The 17,710-nt window shown below is 41.4% G+C and carries 15 protein-coding genes; 10 read left to right on the top strand and 5 right to left on the bottom strand.

Annotated features, from left to right (window positions below; genetic code table 11):
- Positions 1-80: 80 nt before the first annotated feature.
- Complete coding sequence (rpmE, locus tag QL989_RS06320) at positions 81-296, bottom strand: 50S ribosomal protein L31 (RefSeq protein ID WP_008115018.1); 216 nt, start codon at positions 294-296, stop codon at positions 81-83.
- A gap of 230 nt (positions 297-526) precedes the next feature.
- On the opposite strand from rpmE, the gene priA reads away from it, so the two are divergent.
- The 5 genes from priA to QL989_RS06345 all read left to right on the top strand — a co-directional run bounded on the left by priA (position 527) and on the right by QL989_RS06345 (position 5,635).
- Entirely contained in the window at positions 527-2,710 is a 2,184-nt protein-coding gene (gene priA, locus QL989_RS06325; protein ID WP_290169115.1) for a primosomal protein N', read from the top strand.
- A 20-nt stretch (positions 2,711-2,730) separates the two neighbouring features.
- Positions 2,731-3,258 carry an SPOR domain-containing protein gene (locus QL989_RS06330; RefSeq protein ID WP_290169118.1) on the top strand — a complete coding sequence of 176 codons (528 nt, stop codon included), beginning with the start codon at positions 2,731-2,733 and terminating at the stop codon, positions 3,256-3,258.
- Positions 3,259-3,339: 81 nt separating this feature from the next.
- On the top strand, positions 3,340-3,858 hold the full coding sequence (gene hslV, locus QL989_RS06335) for an ATP-dependent protease subunit HslV (protein ID WP_010390410.1): 519 nt from the start codon (positions 3,340-3,342) through the stop codon (positions 3,856-3,858).
- Positions 3,859-3,870: 12 nt separating this feature from the next.
- Positions 3,871-5,199: an HslU--HslV peptidase ATPase subunit gene (gene hslU, locus QL989_RS06340; protein WP_138607212.1), complete on the top strand. Its 1,329-nt coding sequence runs from the start codon at positions 3,871-3,873 to the stop codon at positions 5,197-5,199.
- A 61-nt stretch (positions 5,200-5,260) separates the two neighbouring features.
- Positions 5,261-5,635, top strand: coding sequence for a gamma-butyrobetaine hydroxylase-like domain-containing protein (locus QL989_RS06345; RefSeq protein WP_138607214.1), 375 nt, complete (start codon positions 5,261-5,263; stop codon positions 5,633-5,635).
- 71 nt (positions 5,636-5,706) lie between these two features.
- Here QL989_RS06345 and QL989_RS06350 read toward each other — a convergent pair whose 3' ends face one another.
- Positions 5,707-7,587 carry a methyl-accepting chemotaxis protein gene (locus tag QL989_RS06350; RefSeq protein ID WP_290169122.1) on the bottom strand — a complete coding sequence of 627 codons (1,881 nt, stop codon included), beginning with the start codon at positions 7,585-7,587 and terminating at the stop codon, positions 5,707-5,709.
- A 399-nt stretch (positions 7,588-7,986) separates the two neighbouring features.
- Between QL989_RS06350 and rraA the strand changes: the two genes are divergently transcribed.
- The gene (rraA, locus tag QL989_RS06355; protein ID WP_008465762.1) at positions 7,987-8,484 is read left to right on the top strand and encodes a ribonuclease E activity regulator RraA; all 498 of its coding nucleotides are present in this window, start codon (positions 7,987-7,989) and stop codon (positions 8,482-8,484) included.
- Between the two features lies 1 nt (position 8,485).
- Complete coding sequence (locus QL989_RS06360) at positions 8,486-9,535, top strand: formimidoylglutamase (protein WP_290169125.1); 1,050 nt, start codon at positions 8,486-8,488, stop codon at positions 9,533-9,535.
- 7 nt (positions 9,536-9,542) lie between these two features.
- Here the strand turns inward: QL989_RS06360 and QL989_RS06365 are convergent, their stop codons facing one another.
- Positions 9,543-11,267 (bottom strand): GGDEF domain-containing phosphodiesterase, encoded by a 1,725-nt coding sequence (locus QL989_RS06365; RefSeq protein ID WP_138607264.1) that lies wholly within the window; start codon positions 11,265-11,267, stop codon positions 9,543-9,545.
- 57 nt (positions 11,268-11,324) lie between these two features.
- Complete coding sequence (gene hutI / locus QL989_RS06370) at positions 11,325-12,572, bottom strand: imidazolonepropionase (protein WP_290169128.1); 1,248 nt, start codon at positions 12,570-12,572, stop codon at positions 11,325-11,327.
- Between the two features lie 109 nt (positions 12,573-12,681).
- Here hutI and hutC point away from each other — a divergent pair, with 109 nt between their 5' ends.
- From hutC to hutH, 3 genes are read left to right on the top strand one after another with little or no spacing between them, the layout of a single operon-like run.
- The gene (gene hutC / locus QL989_RS06375) at positions 12,682-13,410 is read left to right on the top strand and encodes a histidine utilization repressor (protein WP_178954700.1); all 729 of its coding nucleotides are present in this window, start codon (positions 12,682-12,684) and stop codon (positions 13,408-13,410) included.
- A gap of 18 nt (positions 13,411-13,428) precedes the next feature.
- Positions 13,429-15,108 carry a urocanate hydratase gene (gene hutU / locus QL989_RS06380; protein WP_290169131.1) on the top strand — a complete coding sequence of 560 codons (1,680 nt, stop codon included), beginning with the start codon at positions 13,429-13,431 and terminating at the stop codon, positions 15,106-15,108.
- Positions 15,105-16,637, top strand: coding sequence for a histidine ammonia-lyase (gene hutH / locus QL989_RS06385; RefSeq protein ID WP_290169134.1), 1,533 nt, complete (start codon positions 15,105-15,107; stop codon positions 16,635-16,637). The genes hutU and hutH overlap by 4 nt, the downstream gene beginning before the upstream one ends.
- Here hutH and QL989_RS06390 read toward each other — a convergent pair.
- Positions 16,634-17,404 (bottom strand): NADP-binding protein, encoded by a 771-nt coding sequence (locus QL989_RS06390; RefSeq protein ID WP_290169136.1) that lies wholly within the window; start codon positions 17,402-17,404, stop codon positions 16,634-16,636. The genes hutH and QL989_RS06390 overlap by 4 nt on opposite strands.
- Positions 17,405-17,710 lie beyond the last annotated feature (306 nt).

Raw genomic sequence — 17,710 nt, forward strand, 5'->3', positions numbered from 1 at the left:
GTTATAAAAATGGAGGGATAAGTGAATTTTAGGCACAAAAAAAGCACCCTAAGGTGCTTTTTTTACATAGAAACAAAAAATTATTTTTTGCTGCTAAGTGCACCGAAGCGCTTGTTGAAGCGATCAACACGGCCGCCAGTGTCTAAAATCTTTTGCTTACCAGTGTAAAACGGGTGACACGCAGAACATACGTCTAAGTGAATGTCTTTACACAAAGTAGAACGAGTTTCGAATTTGTTTCCGCATGAACAAGTTGCAGAAATTACTTCGTACTTAGGGTGAATACCTTCTTTCATAGGAACCTCTAGTTAAGGCCGCATCGCTCTCCAAACCCGAAGTCTGGCACCATACGTCGTTAAAACAAATTTATTGGTCGCGAATTTTATCCAACAACCCGCACGCACACAAGCTTTAATTATTCTTTTTACTAAAAAGTCTGCAAACACCTATTGATTACTGATTTGTCGGTAGGCTTTTAATACTATTTTTAGTACATTAGGCTATTAGGTTTCTTAGTTGAGTTGTTATGTGTTTTGTTGAAGTTGCAATAAAAGTCCCCTTACCTCGCACCTTTGATTATAAAGTGGATGAGCAATTAACACCGCTGACTAAATTGCAGTCTGGCATGCGCGTACTCGTCCCTTTTGGCAATCAACGAAAAGTAGCGGTTATCCTTAGTTTAAAAACCGATACAGAAGTTCCTGAAGGCAAAATCAAATCTATTATTGAAGTAATTGATAATTCGCCGGTGTTATCTGCGCAACATTTGGAGCTGCTGAAGTTTACTGCGCGTTATTATTGTTATCCACTAGGTGAAACTATTCATATTGCACTCCCCAATGCTCTGCGCCAAGGTGAATGCCCTGATAAAACCAGTATAAATATGCTGACGTTAACTGATAAAGGGGCGCTTTTACCATCTTTAAAAGCTAAAACACAGCTTAACTTGCTTAAGCAATTATCTGCATCGGGTAAATCATCATTAACGGAACTAAAAGCACTCGGGTTTAATAAAAAGACTATTGATAGCCTGTTGGCAAAAGAGTTGATAGTGCAAACCATTGAACATGACAATCAATGGCAACATGCCTCTCCTACTGTGGGCACTAAGCCTCGCTTAAATAAAGAACAAGCGATTGCTTGCACAGCTATTAATCAAAGCACCGGTTTCAATAGCTTTTTACTTGAAGGTGTCACTGGTAGCGGTAAAACAGAAGTTTACCTACAGTGTCTTGAAGAGGTGTTAAAGCGTGGAGAGCAAGCGTTAGTACTTGTTCCTGAGATAGGTCTAACACCGCAAACAGTGAATCGTTTTAGGCGCCGCTTCCCTGACACGCCAATTATGCTATGGCATTCAGCGCTCACCGATAACGAGCGCCTGCAAACATGGCGGTTTTGTGAAAAAGGCAGTTGTGCCATCGTTATAGGTACTCGTTCGAGTATTTTTCTGCCCTTTTTAAAACTCGGGATGATTGTGGTTGATGAAGAACATGATGCTTCATTTAAACAACAAGATACTTTACGCTATCATGCACGCGATTTAGCAGCGTATCGAGCTTATCAGCATAACATTCCGCTTATTTTAGGCAGTGCTACCCCCGCTTTAGAAACACTGCACAAAGCAATTAATAACAAATACCAGTTACTCACATTAAGTGAGCGAGCACAAACTGCCACCGATAATCAATTTAAGCTTCTCGACATGAAAGGTCAGCCTGATCAAGCAGGTATTGCCCATGCGAGCCTAGCGATAATGCGCCAGCACCTGAATAAAGGTAAACAGGTAATGGTATTTTTAAACCGCCGTGGTTTTTCGCCCACTTTAATATGTCATGAGTGTGGTTGGTTAAGTGAATGTAATCGCTGCAGCACGAGTGCAACCTTTCATAAAGCCATCGGTCAGATGATTTGCCACCATTGTGGTGACCAATATCAAGTACCGCATCAATGCCCTGACTGTGGAAGCACGCAGATATTTCCTAACGGCAAAGGCACCGAACAAATAGAAGAATTTTTGAGTACTGAATTTAAAGACATCCCAATTAGCCGAATAGACCGTGACTCTACGAGGCGCAAAGGCAGCCTTGAAAAAGCATTGGATGAAATAAACCAAGGTGGCGCACGCATTTTAGTCGGTACGCAAATGCTGGCCAAAGGCCACCACTTTGCGGATGTAAGCTTAGTACTCATTTTAGATGTAGATAGTGGTTTATATTCGTGTGACTTTAGGGCAACAGAACACCTTGCTCAATTAGTGACTCAGGTTGCAGGCAGAGCTGGACGTTCTGGTGAACCCGGTGAAGTATTATTACAAACGCACTTCCCTGAGCACCCATTATTACAAGATTTAGTTAATAACGGCTATCAAGATTTTGCCCGCTTTGCGCTCACTGAGCGAAGTGACGCGCAACTGCCGCCTATCACCAGTATGGTGATAGTTCGTGCACAAGGACATAACATTAAGCAAGTCGTCGACTTTCTAACGGATTTGGTTCCTGTCAATGGGGTATCTGGTATACAATTGCTTGGACCAATCCCAGCACCTTTAGAAAAAATTGCAGGGATGTATCGTTTTCAATTACATATTCAAGCGCAAGATCGACGCATTTTACACCCGTATCTTGCACAAATGGTTGATTATCTCAGCACCAGCAAACTTGCTCAAAAAGTTCGCTGGAGTTTAGATGTCGACCCTACAGACATGATTTAGGTAAGGCCACACATAACACCATGGCACAGCACGATTATATTAATAAAAAACCAAAGAATAAAAAAAACACCAAACAAGAACCGGCTAAAAAACCTTTTCCGCTGTTATTAACTTTCATTGCACTAGTACTTGTGGGTGGTTTCGCATATGGACTCTGGTTTGTTAAAAATAATGCCGATCCTGATCTTGTTGAAAAACAGGCAAACCCAACACCCGAAAAACAAGTAGAAATAGCTAAACCGCGGCCACCGAAATTTATTAAAGAAATTAAAGAGCATGAAATTCAAGTTGAAGTGAAAGAGCTTGAACAAAAAGGCCCTTATGTTATGCAGTGTGGTTCATTTAAAACGCATCAACAAGCTGAAACCTTAAAGGCTAAAATAGCCTTTGCAGGGCTAATTTCAGAGATCAAAAAAACTACAGGTACTAATGGTATTTGGTATAAGGTGCGTTTAGGGCCTTATGAAACCAAGCGCCAAGCAGAAAGTGATAAGAACAAACTAAAACGAATTAATATCGTTGGCTGCGGAATTTGGGGCTGGACTTGAATTTAAACCATTCACCCATATAACCTCTTCATAATCGTTTTTTACGCGCTGCCCCCTTGCAGCGCGATGATGAGGAATAACATGACTACAATCGTAAGTGTACGCCGTGATGACAAAGTTGTTATTGGTGGTGACGGCCAAGTCTCTCTTGGTAATACTGTAATGAAGGGCAATGCCCGAAAAGTTCGACGTCTTTATAATGGCAAAGTAATCGCTGGTTTCGCTGGCGGTACTGCTGATGCCTTCACCCTTTTCGAACGTTTTGAAAGCAAATTAGAAATGCACCAAGGCAATCTAACTAAAGCGGCTGTAGAAATGGCTAAAGATTGGCGTAGCGATCGTGCCTTACGCAAACTTGAAGCCCTGCTAGCTGTCGCTGATGAAACTGCCTCATTGATCATCACTGGTAATGGTGACGTCGTACAACCTGAAAACGACCTGATCGCAATTGGCAGCGGCGGAAACTTTGCACAATCTGCTGCAACCGCCTTATTAGAAAATACCGACTTAAGTGCCCATGAAATTGTAGAGAAAAGTCTTACAATTGCTGGCAACATCTGTGTATTTACGAATAACTTCCAAACTATCGAAGAATTGTAATAGGAACCCGCTATGTCTGATATGACCCCAAGAGAAATTGTTCATGAGCTAGACCAACATATTATTGGTCAAGCAAAAGCAAAAAAAGCGGTTGCTATTGCCCTTCGTAATCGCTGGCGCCGTATGCAGTTAAACGAAGATTTACGTGCAGAAGTAACGCCAAAGAATATTTTAATGATTGGCCCTACTGGTGTAGGTAAAACGGAAATTGCGCGTCGATTAGCAAAACTGGCTAATGCCCCCTTTATTAAAGTGGAAGCCACTAAATTCACAGAAGTAGGTTATGTAGGTAAAGAAGTTGAAACTATCATCCGTGATTTAGTCGACGTTTCAATCAAAATGACCCGTGAACAACAAACCAAAAAGTTTAAACACCGTGCAGAAGAAGCCGCTGAAGAGCGTATTTTAGATGTATTACTACCTCCAGTGAAAGATCAGTATGGGGAAGTTCAGCGCGATGAAAGCTCATCGACACGTCAATCGTTTCGTAAAAAATTACGCGAAGGCCAGCTAGATGACAAAGAAATCGATATTGATTTAGCCCAAGCTCAACCGAATGTTGAAATTATGGCTCCTCCAGGTATGGAAGAAATGACCAACCAGCTACAGGGCATGTTTCAAAATATGGGTGGTGATAAACGCACTAAACGTAAGCTTAAAATTAAAGAAGCATTTAAACTACTTACCGAAGAAGAAGCCGGAAAATTAGTTAACCCTGAAGAATTAAAAGAGCAGGCAATTTTTGCTGTAGAGCAAAACGGCATTGTGTTTATTGACGAAATCGACAAAATCTGTAAGCGCGGTGAAGCCTCAGGCCCAGATGTAAGCCGTGAAGGTGTACAACGTGATTTACTACCGCTTATTGAAGGTTCTACAGTAAACACTAAGCATGGCATGGTCAAAACTGACCATATGCTATTTATTGCCTCAGGTGCATTCCAGATGTCTAAACCATCAGACATGATCCCAGAGTTACAAGGCCGTTTACCTATTCGTGTTGAACTTGAAGCACTCACAGCCGATGACTTTAAGCGCATTTTAACTGAGCCACACGCATCACTTACGGAGCAACAACGCGAGCTACTCAAAACAGAGCATGTCGCTGTTGAATTTAGCGACGATGCAATTGAGCGAATTGCTAAAGCCGCTTGGCAGGTTAATGAGAAAACCGAAAACATCGGTGCTCGCCGTCTGCATACTGTTATGGAAAGATTAATGGAAGAAATTTCATATGATGCTTCTGAAAAAGCGGGTTCAAGTTTAGTTATTGACGCTGCCTATGTTGAAAAGCACCTAGGTGCGCTGGTTGAAGATGAAGACTTAAGCCGCTTTATTCTTTAACAGCCGTTTAATGTATACTAAAAGCCTCCAGCATGGAGGCTTTTTTGTAAGTGAGATGACGATGAAACAAGTAACTAAAGTGCACTATCATAGTGTAAGTAAAAATTTAGATGTGTTTTTTGATGATCATTCAGACGCAACCTTCAGTACTGAATTTTTACGGGTTCACTCTCCCTCAGCCGAGGTGCAAGGCCATGGCTCTGAGCCTATGAAGTTAGTACTTAATAAACAAACAGTGGGCATTAAAAGCATTACACCCGTAGGGCATTACGCGTTGCGTTTAGAGTTTGACGACGGGCACAACAGCGGGTTGTTTAGCTGGCAATATTTGGCTAAGTTACAAGCCGAACATACTAAGTTGTGGGACACTTATTTAGAACGTGTTAAACAACATGAAAATAACAAAGATAGCGTACCAATAAAATTTGTACCTTAGCGTCAGTTATGATGCTTCTGCTTCGTTAATAACAAACAAGCGGCAATTAAGCCGCTTGTTTCTATGGATAATTAAACTTTATATTTTGAGATTGCTTGATGAAGCACCCTTGACTGCTCAGACACCTCTTCACTAGTTTGTGCATTAGTTTGTGAATGAGCAGCAGCCCCTTCAGCAATATCTCGAATACGGACTACGTTTTTATTAACCTCTGATGCTACCTGACTCTGTTCATCAATAGCAGTAGCAATATGCGTACTCATTTCCATAATCGTTTGCACATCAACAGTGATAGCTCCTAGCAATTCACCCGCTTTTGTTGCTTGTGTTGCACTCTCACCACCTTGAGTACGACACTGATGCATGATACTTACTACCTCTTGGGTACGCTGTTGTAAGGTGTTAATAATACCCTCAATTTCGCTAGTTGACTCTTGTGTGCGTTGTGCAAGTGAGCGCACCTCATCTGCAACAACCGCAAAACCACGACCTTGTTCACCCGCTCTTGCTGCTTCAATGGCCGCATTTAAGGCAAGTAAATTAGTTTGTTCTGCAATGGCACGAATTACATCAAGTACAGAGCCAATGGTTTCACCATCTTTTTCTAGCTGTGACACCACGCTGGAGGCTTTACCAAGCGAATCAGACAAAGCATTAATATGTTTAATGGTTGATTCTACTTCAACCTGACCTTGTTGCGCACTTAAATTGGTTGATTCAGCTTTTTTAGCAGCAGCTTCTGTATTGTGTGAAATGTCTTGAATCGTAGCTTGCATTTCTGTGGCTGCGGTTGCCACCATATCCGCTTCATGCAATTGCTCTTGCATGCCTGAGCTAGTCGCTGAGGTTGTTTCAGATAAGTTACCCGTTGCTATATTAAGCGTTGTTAGAGCAGTATTTACTTCATAGATAAGATCTTTAAAGTCGCTAATCAAGCTATTAAAATCTATGGTCATCCTAGTGACTTCATCTTCCCCTTTATGCTCTATAAACAAGCTTAAATCATTGTTTTTCCTTATCTTGTCAATAGTTTGATAAACTCTCTCAATAGGCTGAATAATTGAGCGACTCGTTAAGTACACAAGAACCATCACAATCACACTGGCAATTATAAATATGGCTATTGCCAATAATTGCGCCTGCTGGGCTGTCTCAGCAACTTGTTTTTTAGTGGCCGAAGTAATGGCAGTCACCACATCATCACTTTTCTTAATACTGACTCTCATTTTTCCAAGAGCACCCGAATCTAAATCAACCCCTAAAGCGATTTGTGCTTCAACTAGTGCGGTAAATTTGCCTTGGTAATTGGTCATTAATGAAGTTAATTGATTGCGTATATTACTAGGTATTTCTGAGGTATTTACTTGTTGTTTTAACTCATCACCTAATTTATTAAATCGGTCTAAATATTTGGTATCTAAACGCAACATAAAATCTTTCTCAGCACGACGTAGCTGCAACATAGTGGTCAGTAATTTATAATCATTTTGCTGATTCAATAATGTTTCAATGTTGTGTACTGACTCACGCAGTTCGCCATAAAGCGCGTCTTTAGGGTGTAAACCTATCTTCCTTTGCAAATCAACAACAATTTGAAAGTCATCATAATACTGCTTTGCAAGCACCTCAAATTGGTTAACCTGATCAATGGCAATATCTAAATCTTTCGATAGAACAGATAGTTTCCCTAGTTTGAGCTGCAGCTGTTTATATTCATTGGTGAATAAATCTAAGCTTTTTTCATCTTTATAAAATAAGAAGTCTTTTTCATATTTACGCATCGAAAGCTCATGCACATCAAGCTCTTCGGCGTATTGAATTGTTTCATTTAATTTAAGCATCACACGTGCTTCATAAATTATGATGCATAGCATGACAATCATTGCTAAACCTACAACTAAGGCGTTTAGTTGCAAACGGCGTTTTATCGTCAGATTTTGTAGAAAATTCATTGTAAATACCTATATTAAATTTGCCAGCGCAGTATAAAGTGATGCTTTCTTTCATTTAACTCATTAAGTTTGAACAAATAAAAAGGGTCGCCGGTAAAGTCTAACCATTAACAAACTCCTTTTAAACAAATGGACAATATAAAACCATTGGCCTAACCACAGTATTACTCAATTTTACAACTCGTGCCACTGAAGGTAAAAATGTTCAGCCGCATCATGGATGCAATACACCTGTTTATAATCTTGTTGTGGGGAAATGACAAGTTTATGAAAGAATTATTATTCTTATAGTTGATTTAGTTCTAATTATGGCTAAATTTACTGCGATTAAGTCGTTGTTATTGCATATAAGGAGGGTATACTGAGTCACTAACTTATGTATCTTTTGAGGATAAAATAATGGATTACAGCACTTCTGATTTATGCGACCACTTTGCTGATGTGGTTGATGTGCTTGAACCTATGTTCATCAACTTTGGTGGTCGACACAGTTTTGGTGGCCGCATTAAAACGGTAAAATGTTTTGAAAACAATGAACTGATCCGCCAATTACTTTCTCAAGATGGTACTGATCAGATTTTACTTATTGATGGTGGCGGCTCAACTCGCAGAGCATTAATCGACATTGAGCTGGCTGAGCTGGCACTAGAAAACAATTGGCAAGGCATTATCGTATATGGTGCATTACGTCACGTTGATGAGCTTGAAGAACTTGATTTAGGTATTCAAGCTATTGCGTCAATTCCTGTTGCAGCAGACAGTGAAGGCGCGGGCGAAAGCGGTATAGGGGTTAATTTCGCTGGCGTATCATTTTTTGATGATGACTTTGTATATGCTGACAGTACCGGTATTGTGCTTTCAGCTGAAGAATTAGAGCTAGAAATAATAGAACTGTAGCGTGACCGTTCACCTTAAACTATACGACGAAAGCACGGTAAAGGAAATTTGCTCTGACCGTGCTGGAGAGCTAAAAGCATGGCAGTCGATGGCATTACTTGATGCCCGCGACAATATTCAACAAGCACTTGCTGATGCCGTACAATTTGGTATGCGCTTTGTTTTACTCGGGATTTGTGAAGACATTGGCCCGAGAGCCAATCTAGGAAATGGTGGCGCACAGCATGCTTGGCCTGCGTTTTTACAACGCTTTTTAAACCAACCTCACAATGACGCTATTGCCATGCAAAAAGTATTACTGCTTGGCGAAGTCACCCTCGATGATTTAATGCAACAAGCCCAAACGCTTGATAATCATAATCCAAACGACTTAGCTCAATTGCGTAAGCTGTGCGCTGAAGTAGATGAGCGAGTTGAAGCAATTTTAGACATGGTTTTTAAAGCGGGCCTTGAACCTATTATTATTGGCGGCGGACACAATAACTGTTTGGGTATTATTCGCTCGCTTGCCAAACATAGCTACAGCGCAATTAACGCGATTAATTTAGATCCTCATGCCGACTTTCGTGAGTGTGAAGGTAGGCACAGTGGTAATGGGTTTCGCTACGCTTACCAAGAGCAGCGGCTCAAGAATTACCATGTTATTGGCTTACATGAGCTAAAAAACAATCAGCCTATTTTTGATGCTATGCAGAGCGCTAACTTTAGCTACACAAGCTATCAAACAATTAATGTGAAGCGCGAAATAAACTTAACAGAAGCAACCACCCATGCACTCCAAAGGTTTGATAACGCACCGCTAGGGGTAGAAGTTGATTTAGATAGCTTAACCAATATGCCTGCAAGTGCCTTTAATTACTGTGGTTTTGATGTCAGCGATGGTGAGCATTATGTTTACTTAGCTGCAAATGATCCGCGCAGTGCTTATTTACACTTATGCGAAGCAGCACCTTCACAACACCCTCATTCTATAACTGCAGGTAAATTACAGTGTGGCCAAGTGATGAGTGCTTTAGTTAATACCTATTTACAGACAAAACTAAGCCTTTAAAACACACTTAAAGTTCTTGTGCTTCTAACCATTGCTTAAACCAACTCATTAATCCTAAACTGCTCAATGGGTGTCCAAAATAGTATCCCTGTGAAGCGTAGGCTTTTAGACTTTTTACAAACTTTAGTTGATCGAGTGTTTCAACACCTTCAAAAATAACTTTCGTCTGTTGCTGGTTATGCATTTCAACCATACCACCTACTAAACTACGTATGTTATTTTGATTACTAAAGTCAGCAGTTAATGCAGGCGATATTTTAATGTATGCCACCGCTAAACTAGGTAACTTAGAAAGTAATACAGGATTATCACCTAAACCATCAACGCACACTTTTAAACCTAAGCTGTTAAGTCTTGCTATCATAGCTCTACCTTTATCATCTAGGCTAGTAAAAATGTGTAGCGGACATTCTAAAATTAAATCACCAGGCCTAAGTTGGTGCTCACCGATAACCCCATAAACAAAATCAACAAACTCTTCGTTGAGCATTTCTGGGCCAAATAAGTTAACACTTAAAGGCACCCTCATTCCTTCCATACGCAGTGCCATGGCAAGCTCTCCAGCTCGTTCAATAACAAAGGTCGCAAGTGAGTAACCAAGCCCTGCAATTCTAATATCGTTGATAAACTGGCTCGCCGATAAAGTCCCTTGGGTTGGATGCTGCCAGCGTAATAGCAATTCTAAAAATTCAATTTGGCCATCTTCATTTCGAATAACCGGTTGAAAAAACAATTCGAACTCATCAGCAAAGCTGATATTCGCCAGCTCAGTTAATCGCGCTTGCTGCTCTAAATGATCAGTCGTCATTTGCTGATGATAAGCCACAATTTGTTTAGCTGGCCGACTATCAAGCGCCAAGTAAGCATGACTAATTAGCTCATCAAAGCTGCTGCTTTGTTTATTACAATGTACATAACTGGCTCTTACTTTTACTTCAATCGTACAATTAGCTACATTAAACGGTTTTAAGGTAGCGCCAATAATTTGCTTTATAAGCTGTTGATGTAAATGATTATGATTTTGTAAATCACAAATAAATGCAAAGTTTAACCCACCCAAGTGCGCTAATTTAGCATGCTCAGCAAGAAAAAAAACTTCATCGCTATCTAATAAATCTTTTATTCGATTGGCCGACTGAGATAATAATAAGTCGCCAAAATCTCGGCCAATATGTTGATTAACTTGAGCAAAACCTTCTAGCCTCAGTACGATGATTGCTGCTGTAAATGAATCCTTATCATTGAGTTCATTATATTTTTGACGTAACTGCTGTTTATCAGGGAAGCTGGCTAAGGGTGAGTTTTCAACATACGCTTCAGGCTCGGTTTCTGGCTTTAAAGTTGGAGCAGTCTGCGGCGTATTAGCCATTAAAAAACCACTGCTACTGAGTAGTAAAATTGGAATAAGTAACCACGCTAAATGCAATGTAAAAAAGAGGTAACCTGTAAATAATAAAACAAGCCCGCCTGAAGCACAGGCACTGATAAGTAACGGGACTTTTTGCTTTAGCAAATTCGCCTGATATAAATGAAAAGCAAATCCCAGAGCCAATAACAAAACAAACCAAGGGATGGCAGTGCTAACCATAGCTAAACCAATCAGCCCAGTGTATAAAAAGCTGAGCCTTATTACGTTACTTTTAACGGTTAACAACGCTGCAACCATTGCCATTAAAAGTGCACCACTTAAAAAAATAGCTAAATTGCTATAGCTCAATAACGTTCCATCCATAGCTGAGGTACTCACTGACATTAAATAAAACATAGGCTTAAGAGTTAAGTCTTATAATTAGCTAAGTTTACCCAATATCCATAGATTTAACAGTTTATTTACCCCAAACTGATAACTTAATTGTGCTGGATGCTCAATTTGCCAATGTGCTATGTCGGCGCGAGCACCTACTTTTAATACGCCTCTATCAGCAAAACCTAGAGCCTGAGCCCCGTGTGCCGTGACTCCCATTAATGCCTGCTCTGGAGTAAAATTAAATAATGTACAAGCCATATTCATCATTAATTGCAAAGAACATAACGGTGATGTCCCGGGGTTAAAATCACTGGCAATTGCGATGGGGACCTTGTATTTATTTAACAGCTCAATCGGAGGATATTTCGTTTCTTTTAAAAAATAAAAAGCGCCGGGCAGTAATACCGCCACAGTACCTGCATTTGCCATAGCTTTAACTCCGGCTTCATCAAGATATTCCAAATGATCGGCCGACAAACCATTGTATTGCGCCACCAGCGCAGCACCTTGTTGATTGGATAATTGCTCAGCATGGCACTTAATTGCTAACCCCAGTTTTTTAGCCGCATCAAATACTCGCTGCGTTTGAGCATGACTAAAACCAATATCCTCACAAAATACGTCAACTGCATCGACTAAATCATGTTCAACAAGGGTGTTAAGCATTTCATTACACACTACATTTATATAATCATCACTGCGATTTTTAAACTCTAAAGGTAGTGCATGCGCGCCTAAAAAGGTATTAATGACTTCAATAGGATGATGTTGATTTAAAAGCCTAGCGACTTCTAATATTTTTTTTTCATTTTCTATATCAAGCCCATACCCTGACTTAATTTCTACCGTAGTGACACCTTCAGCTAGCAGTGCATTTAAACGATCTTTTGCTGCTACAAATAATTGTTCGTGGTCAGCCTCTCGGGTTGCTTTCACGGTACTTGCAATTCCGCCCCCTTGCGCGGCAATTTGCTGATAGCTTACCCCCTGTAAACGCTGCTCAAACTCCTTTGCACGAGAACCGGCAAACACCAAGTGAGTATGGCAGTCAATTAAGCCCGGGGTTAACCACTGCCCTTTGATACTTACTACCGGAGTGGCTAATACATCAAAATCAGGTAACTCAGTTTGCTCACCCAACCATATTATTTTGCCATTTTTAATTGCTAAAGCCGCATTTTCTATCGCTCCATAAGGTGCATCAATGTTGTTATCCATGGTGGCAATATTGGCATCGGTGAGTAATAAATCGATATCATTTAACTGTTCTGTGGATTCTGTGGCTTGCATAAGTCTCTCCGCGATAGTGTTCAACAAGTTTAAAAACACATCTTGTATATACAAGATGATTATGCCATCTTACTAGGTATTGTTTATTTTTAATATACTAAAAATATTTATGCCAACACCTAAGTTTACGCAAATAAAACAGTTTATTGTGGACAAAATACGCAGTGGGCTTTGGCTTGAAAACCAACGTGTCCCCTCAGAAAACGAACTAGCCAAACAGTTTACAGTAAGCAGAATGACCGCACGTCGGGCACTTAGTGAACTCACTGATGCCGGTATTTTAACCCGTAGCCAAGGCCTAGGTACGTTTGTAGCAAGCTTCAAGTCTCAGTCGTCATTACTTGAAATAAAAAACATCGCCAATGAAGTAAAAGAGCGAAACGGAAACTACAGCTGCACAGTGCAAGTATTAGAATCGATTAATGCCGTCGCGCCAATTGCAATTGCTTTAGGTGTAGAGGTAGATAGCGTGGTGTATCGCAGTGTCATTATTCATAATGAAAACGACAGTCCCTTGCAAGTAGAGGAGCGCTTTGTAAATCCACCCCTTGCAAAAGATTATTTACAACAAGATTTTACCGCCCTTACTCCGCACGAATACTTATCAACAGTTGCTCCTTTAACGCAAGCGAGGCATACGGTAGAGGCTATTACGCCAAACAGTGAAATGTGCCAATGGCTTAATTTATATAATGAAGAGCCCTGTTTACAAGTAATACGCCGTACTTGGTCGGTAAACGGAATTGTTAGTTTTGCACGACTTATATCGCCAGGCAGTAAGTACCGCTTGGGCGGACAATTAACATTTAAAAACAATAATAAAGCCCATAACGCTTAAATTTAACAGGAGTGAATAATGGATCATCGACTGGACACACAACGCACAATTCGCGCACAGCATGGTAATCAAATATCTACTAAAAGCTGGCAAACCGAAGCAGCTAAACGCATGCTAATGAATAATTTAGACCCTGATGTTGCCGAGCACCCGCAAGCTTTGGTGGTGTATGGTGGGATTGGCCGTGCTGCCCGTGACTGGCCAAGCTACGACAAAATAATTGAGACGCTTGAGCGCCTTGAAGATGACGAAACCCTATTGGTGCAATCAGGTAAACCGGTGGGGGTATTTAAAACTCATAGCAACGCACCGCGGGTATTAATTGCAAATTCTAACCTTGTTCCGCACTGGGCTAACTGGGAACATTTTAACGAGTTAGATAAAAAAGGCTTGATGATGTACGGCCAAATGACCGCTGGCTCTTGGATTTATATTGGTTCTCAAGGAATTGTTCAAGGCACTTACGAAACCTTTGTAGCTATGGCAAAACAACATTTCTCAGGCGATGCCAAAGGTAAGTGGGTGTTAACAGGTGGCCTAGGAGGAATGGGCGGAGCACAACCATTAGCTGCAACCATGGCTGGCTTTAGTGCCTTAGTGGTGGAATGTGATGAAAGCCGTATCGATTTTCGAATAAAAACAGGGTACGTCGATGTAAAAGCGACAGATCTTGAGCATGCATTAAAATTAATAACCGATGCCTGTGTAAAAGGTGAAGCGCTTTCTGTGGGTTTACTTGGTAACGCGGCTGATGTTTTTAGTACCTTAGTAAAAAGTGGTATTACTCCCGATATAGTCACCGATCAAACCTCTGCTCATGATCCGCTTAACGGCTACCTGCCACAAGGTTGGAGTATGGAGCATGCAGCAAAAATGCGAATCGATAATCCACAAGCAGTGGTAAAAGCGGCCAAACAGTCAATGGCTGTTCAAGTAACAGCGATGCTGGCACTGCAAGATGCGGGCGCAGCAACTACCGACTACGGCAACAATATTCGTCAAATGGCGCTCGAAGAAGGCGTAGCAAATGCTTTTGATTTCCCTGGATTTGTGCCTGCTTATATTCGTCCATTATTTTGTGAAGGCATTGGCCCATTTAGATGGGTAGCACTATCGGGCGATCCCGAAGATATTTACAAAACAGACGCAAAAGTAAAAGAGCTCATTCCTGATGATAAGCATTTGCATAATTGGCTTGATATGGCGCGTGAGCGAATTCAATTTCAAGGCTTGCCTGCACGTATTTGTTGGGTTGGCTTAAAAGACCGCGCGCGTTTAGCGGTTGCCTTTAATGAAATGGTTAAAAATGGTGAACTTAAAGCACCAGTAGTTATTGGCCGCGATCATCTTGACTCAGGCTCAGTAGCTAGTCCTAATCGTGAAACAGAGAGCATGCAAGATGGCTCCGATGCTGTCTCTGATTGGCCACTTTTAAATGCCCTGCTCAATACCGCTGGCGGTGCTACTTGGGTATCGCTTCATCATGGTGGCGGCGTTGGAATGGGCTTTAGCCAGCATTCAGGTGTAGTTATTGTTGCCGATGGTACCGATGAAGCAGAGCAACGCCTTGCTAGAGTGCTGTGGAACGATCCCGCTACCGGTGTAATGCGCCATGCCGATGCTGGTTATGACATTGCAAAAAACTGTGCACAACAACAAAACCTAGACCTACCTATGCTTAACAAGGATAAGTCATGATTTCATACACACTCACACCGGGTCAGCTTGAATTAAATACCTTAAGAAAAATTAATCAATCGGCCGTAGATTTAACTTTGGCAACTGAGTCCGTCACACAAATAGCAGCCAGCGCGCAAACCGTTCAAGACGTAATAAACGAGCAGCGTACTGTATATGGTATTAATACCGGCTTTGGTTTATTAGCCAATACTAAAATAGCGAATGATGAGCTAGAACTATTACAACGCAGTATTGTGCTTTCACACGCTGCGGGCATTGGCGAATTAATGGATGACAGCACCGTCAGATTAATGATCACCCTAAAAGTAAATTCTTTATCACGGGGTTATTCTGGTATTCGTTTAGCAGTCATTGAGTTTTTTATACAGCTACTCAAAAATGAAGTGTACCCATGCGTGCCTAAAAAGGGCTCAGTGGGCGCTTCGGGCGATTTAGCCCCCCTTGCTCATATGTGCCTGCCTTTATTGGGTGAAGGGAAAATGCGCTACCAAGGAGAGCTAATAAGCGCAGAACAGGGGTTAAAAATTGCAGGGCTTGAGCCACTGACATTAGCCGCCAAAGAAGGCTTAGCCTTATTAAATGGCACGCAAGCCTCTACTGCATTTGCACTGCAGGGCTTATTTAGAGCCGAAGACTTGTACGCACAAAGCTGTGTTATTGGCTCTATAAGTATTGAGGCCGCCATGGGCAGTCGCGCACCATTTGATGCACGTATTCATGAGGTTCGTGGTCAACAAGGGCAAATTGATACCGCGCACGTATTTAGAGAGCTATTAAGCACCCACTCACAAATTAGTGACTCACATATTAATTGTGAAAAAGTACAAGACCCTTATTGCCTGCGCTGCCAACCGCAAGTACTTGGTGCGTGTTTAACCCAAATACGCCAAGCCGCCGAGGTATTAATATGTGAATCAAACGGGGTAACCGACAACCCACTCGTTTTTGCCGATGTAGGGGATATTATTTCAGGCGGAAACTTTCATGCTGAGCCCGTTGCTATGGCCGCTGATAATCTTGCGATTGCCATTGCCGAAATTGGCGCCTTAGCTGAGCGACGTATTGCCTTACTTATTGACTCTAATTTATCAAAATTGCCGCCATTTTTAGTTGAAAACGGTGGGGTAAATTCAGGGTTTATGATTGCTCAAGTAACCGCAGCTGCGCTCGCCTCTGAGAACAAGTCACTAGCACACCCAGCTTCGGTAGATAGCTTACCAACCTCAGCTAATCAAGAAGACCATGTCTCTATGGCAACTTTTGCTGCTAGGCGCTTAGTTGATATGGCTAATAATACGCAAGGTGTATTAGCTGTTGAGTGGCTGAGTGCTTCTCAAGGGCTAGAGTTTAGAAAGCCGCTACATGCGTGTGAGCAGGTAGAAAATGCGAAAGCACTGCTACGCCAACATGTTAGCTATTACGATAAAGACCGCTACTTTGCCCCCGATATTGAAGCGGCTAACAGACTACTAAGTGAAGGTAAGTTGTGCGACTTTATAAAAAATTCGCCCTTACCTTCTTGTTAAATACCATACTGATAACTAAAACCCAGCGCCTCTATCGCTGAGCCAATAACTTTGCGCTCAGCGACTTCATCACTACTAAAACTTGGCATTTGTGTGCCATACAGCTCACACTTTTGTGCATAATAATCTGCTTTGCTCGGGTGCGCAGGGTTAACTACATTATAAATGCTTTGCCCTTGTGACCAATTGTTAAGTACCGCGTAAATGGCATTGATCACATCTTGTTGATGCACCATGTTCACCACTTGCTGACTAGAGGTGTTGAGTTCCTTACCCGCCACAAACCGACCCGGCTCTCTGTTTGGCCCCAACAACCCAGCTAAGCGCAGTACTTTACCTTGCTGTTCAAGAACTTGCTCTTCAGCATCATAGAGCTTTATTTGTCGTTCGTTAGTGCTAGATATATCGCTACTTTCACTATAAACTCCAGGCTCTTGATCATACACTCCAGTCGATGAGCACAATAAAAAACCTTTGCAATTAAGCTCAGTTGCCAGCTTTAACCCCTGTTCCAGCACTTGCGAATAATTGCTTTCGCTGTCACGACTGCGCGGCGGTATAGCACATACCCAATACGCATTTTGTAAATCTACTTGATGCTGCAGCTCGCCGTTTTGTAAAACAAACTGACGCTCAAAATCAAATTGATGAGTGTCACTACGATGAGTTCCTTGCACTTGCCAACCTTGTTTTTGTGCATCAATACATAAGGCTTGGCCAAGCCAGCCAGCGCCAAGGACTACTAAGTTATCTTTGTTGGTTTGCACTTTATTTTCCCTTTTATTAAAACTCAATCAACGCGTTTTATAGCAACAAAAAATATGATGAACTCTATACTACTAAAAATAATATTAGCAAACGCTGATTGCATAAGATATTAACACACGCTTCATTTGCGATTAGTAGCTTATTTAATGATACCGCTACCATGTATATGCACCTGCCGATAAACCGTATGGCTTAAGTGACTTACGAAGAGTAATAAATAAAAAGATTGTGCAATTTAAGAGTTAAAAAGCGATGACCGCAAGCAAAGCATTTAAGGGTAAAATTTAGGCGTTTCACCCTTGTTT

This window comes from Pseudoalteromonas sp. APC 3224, assembly GCF_030407535.1.
GTDB lineage: Bacteria > Pseudomonadota > Gammaproteobacteria > Enterobacterales > Alteromonadaceae > Pseudoalteromonas.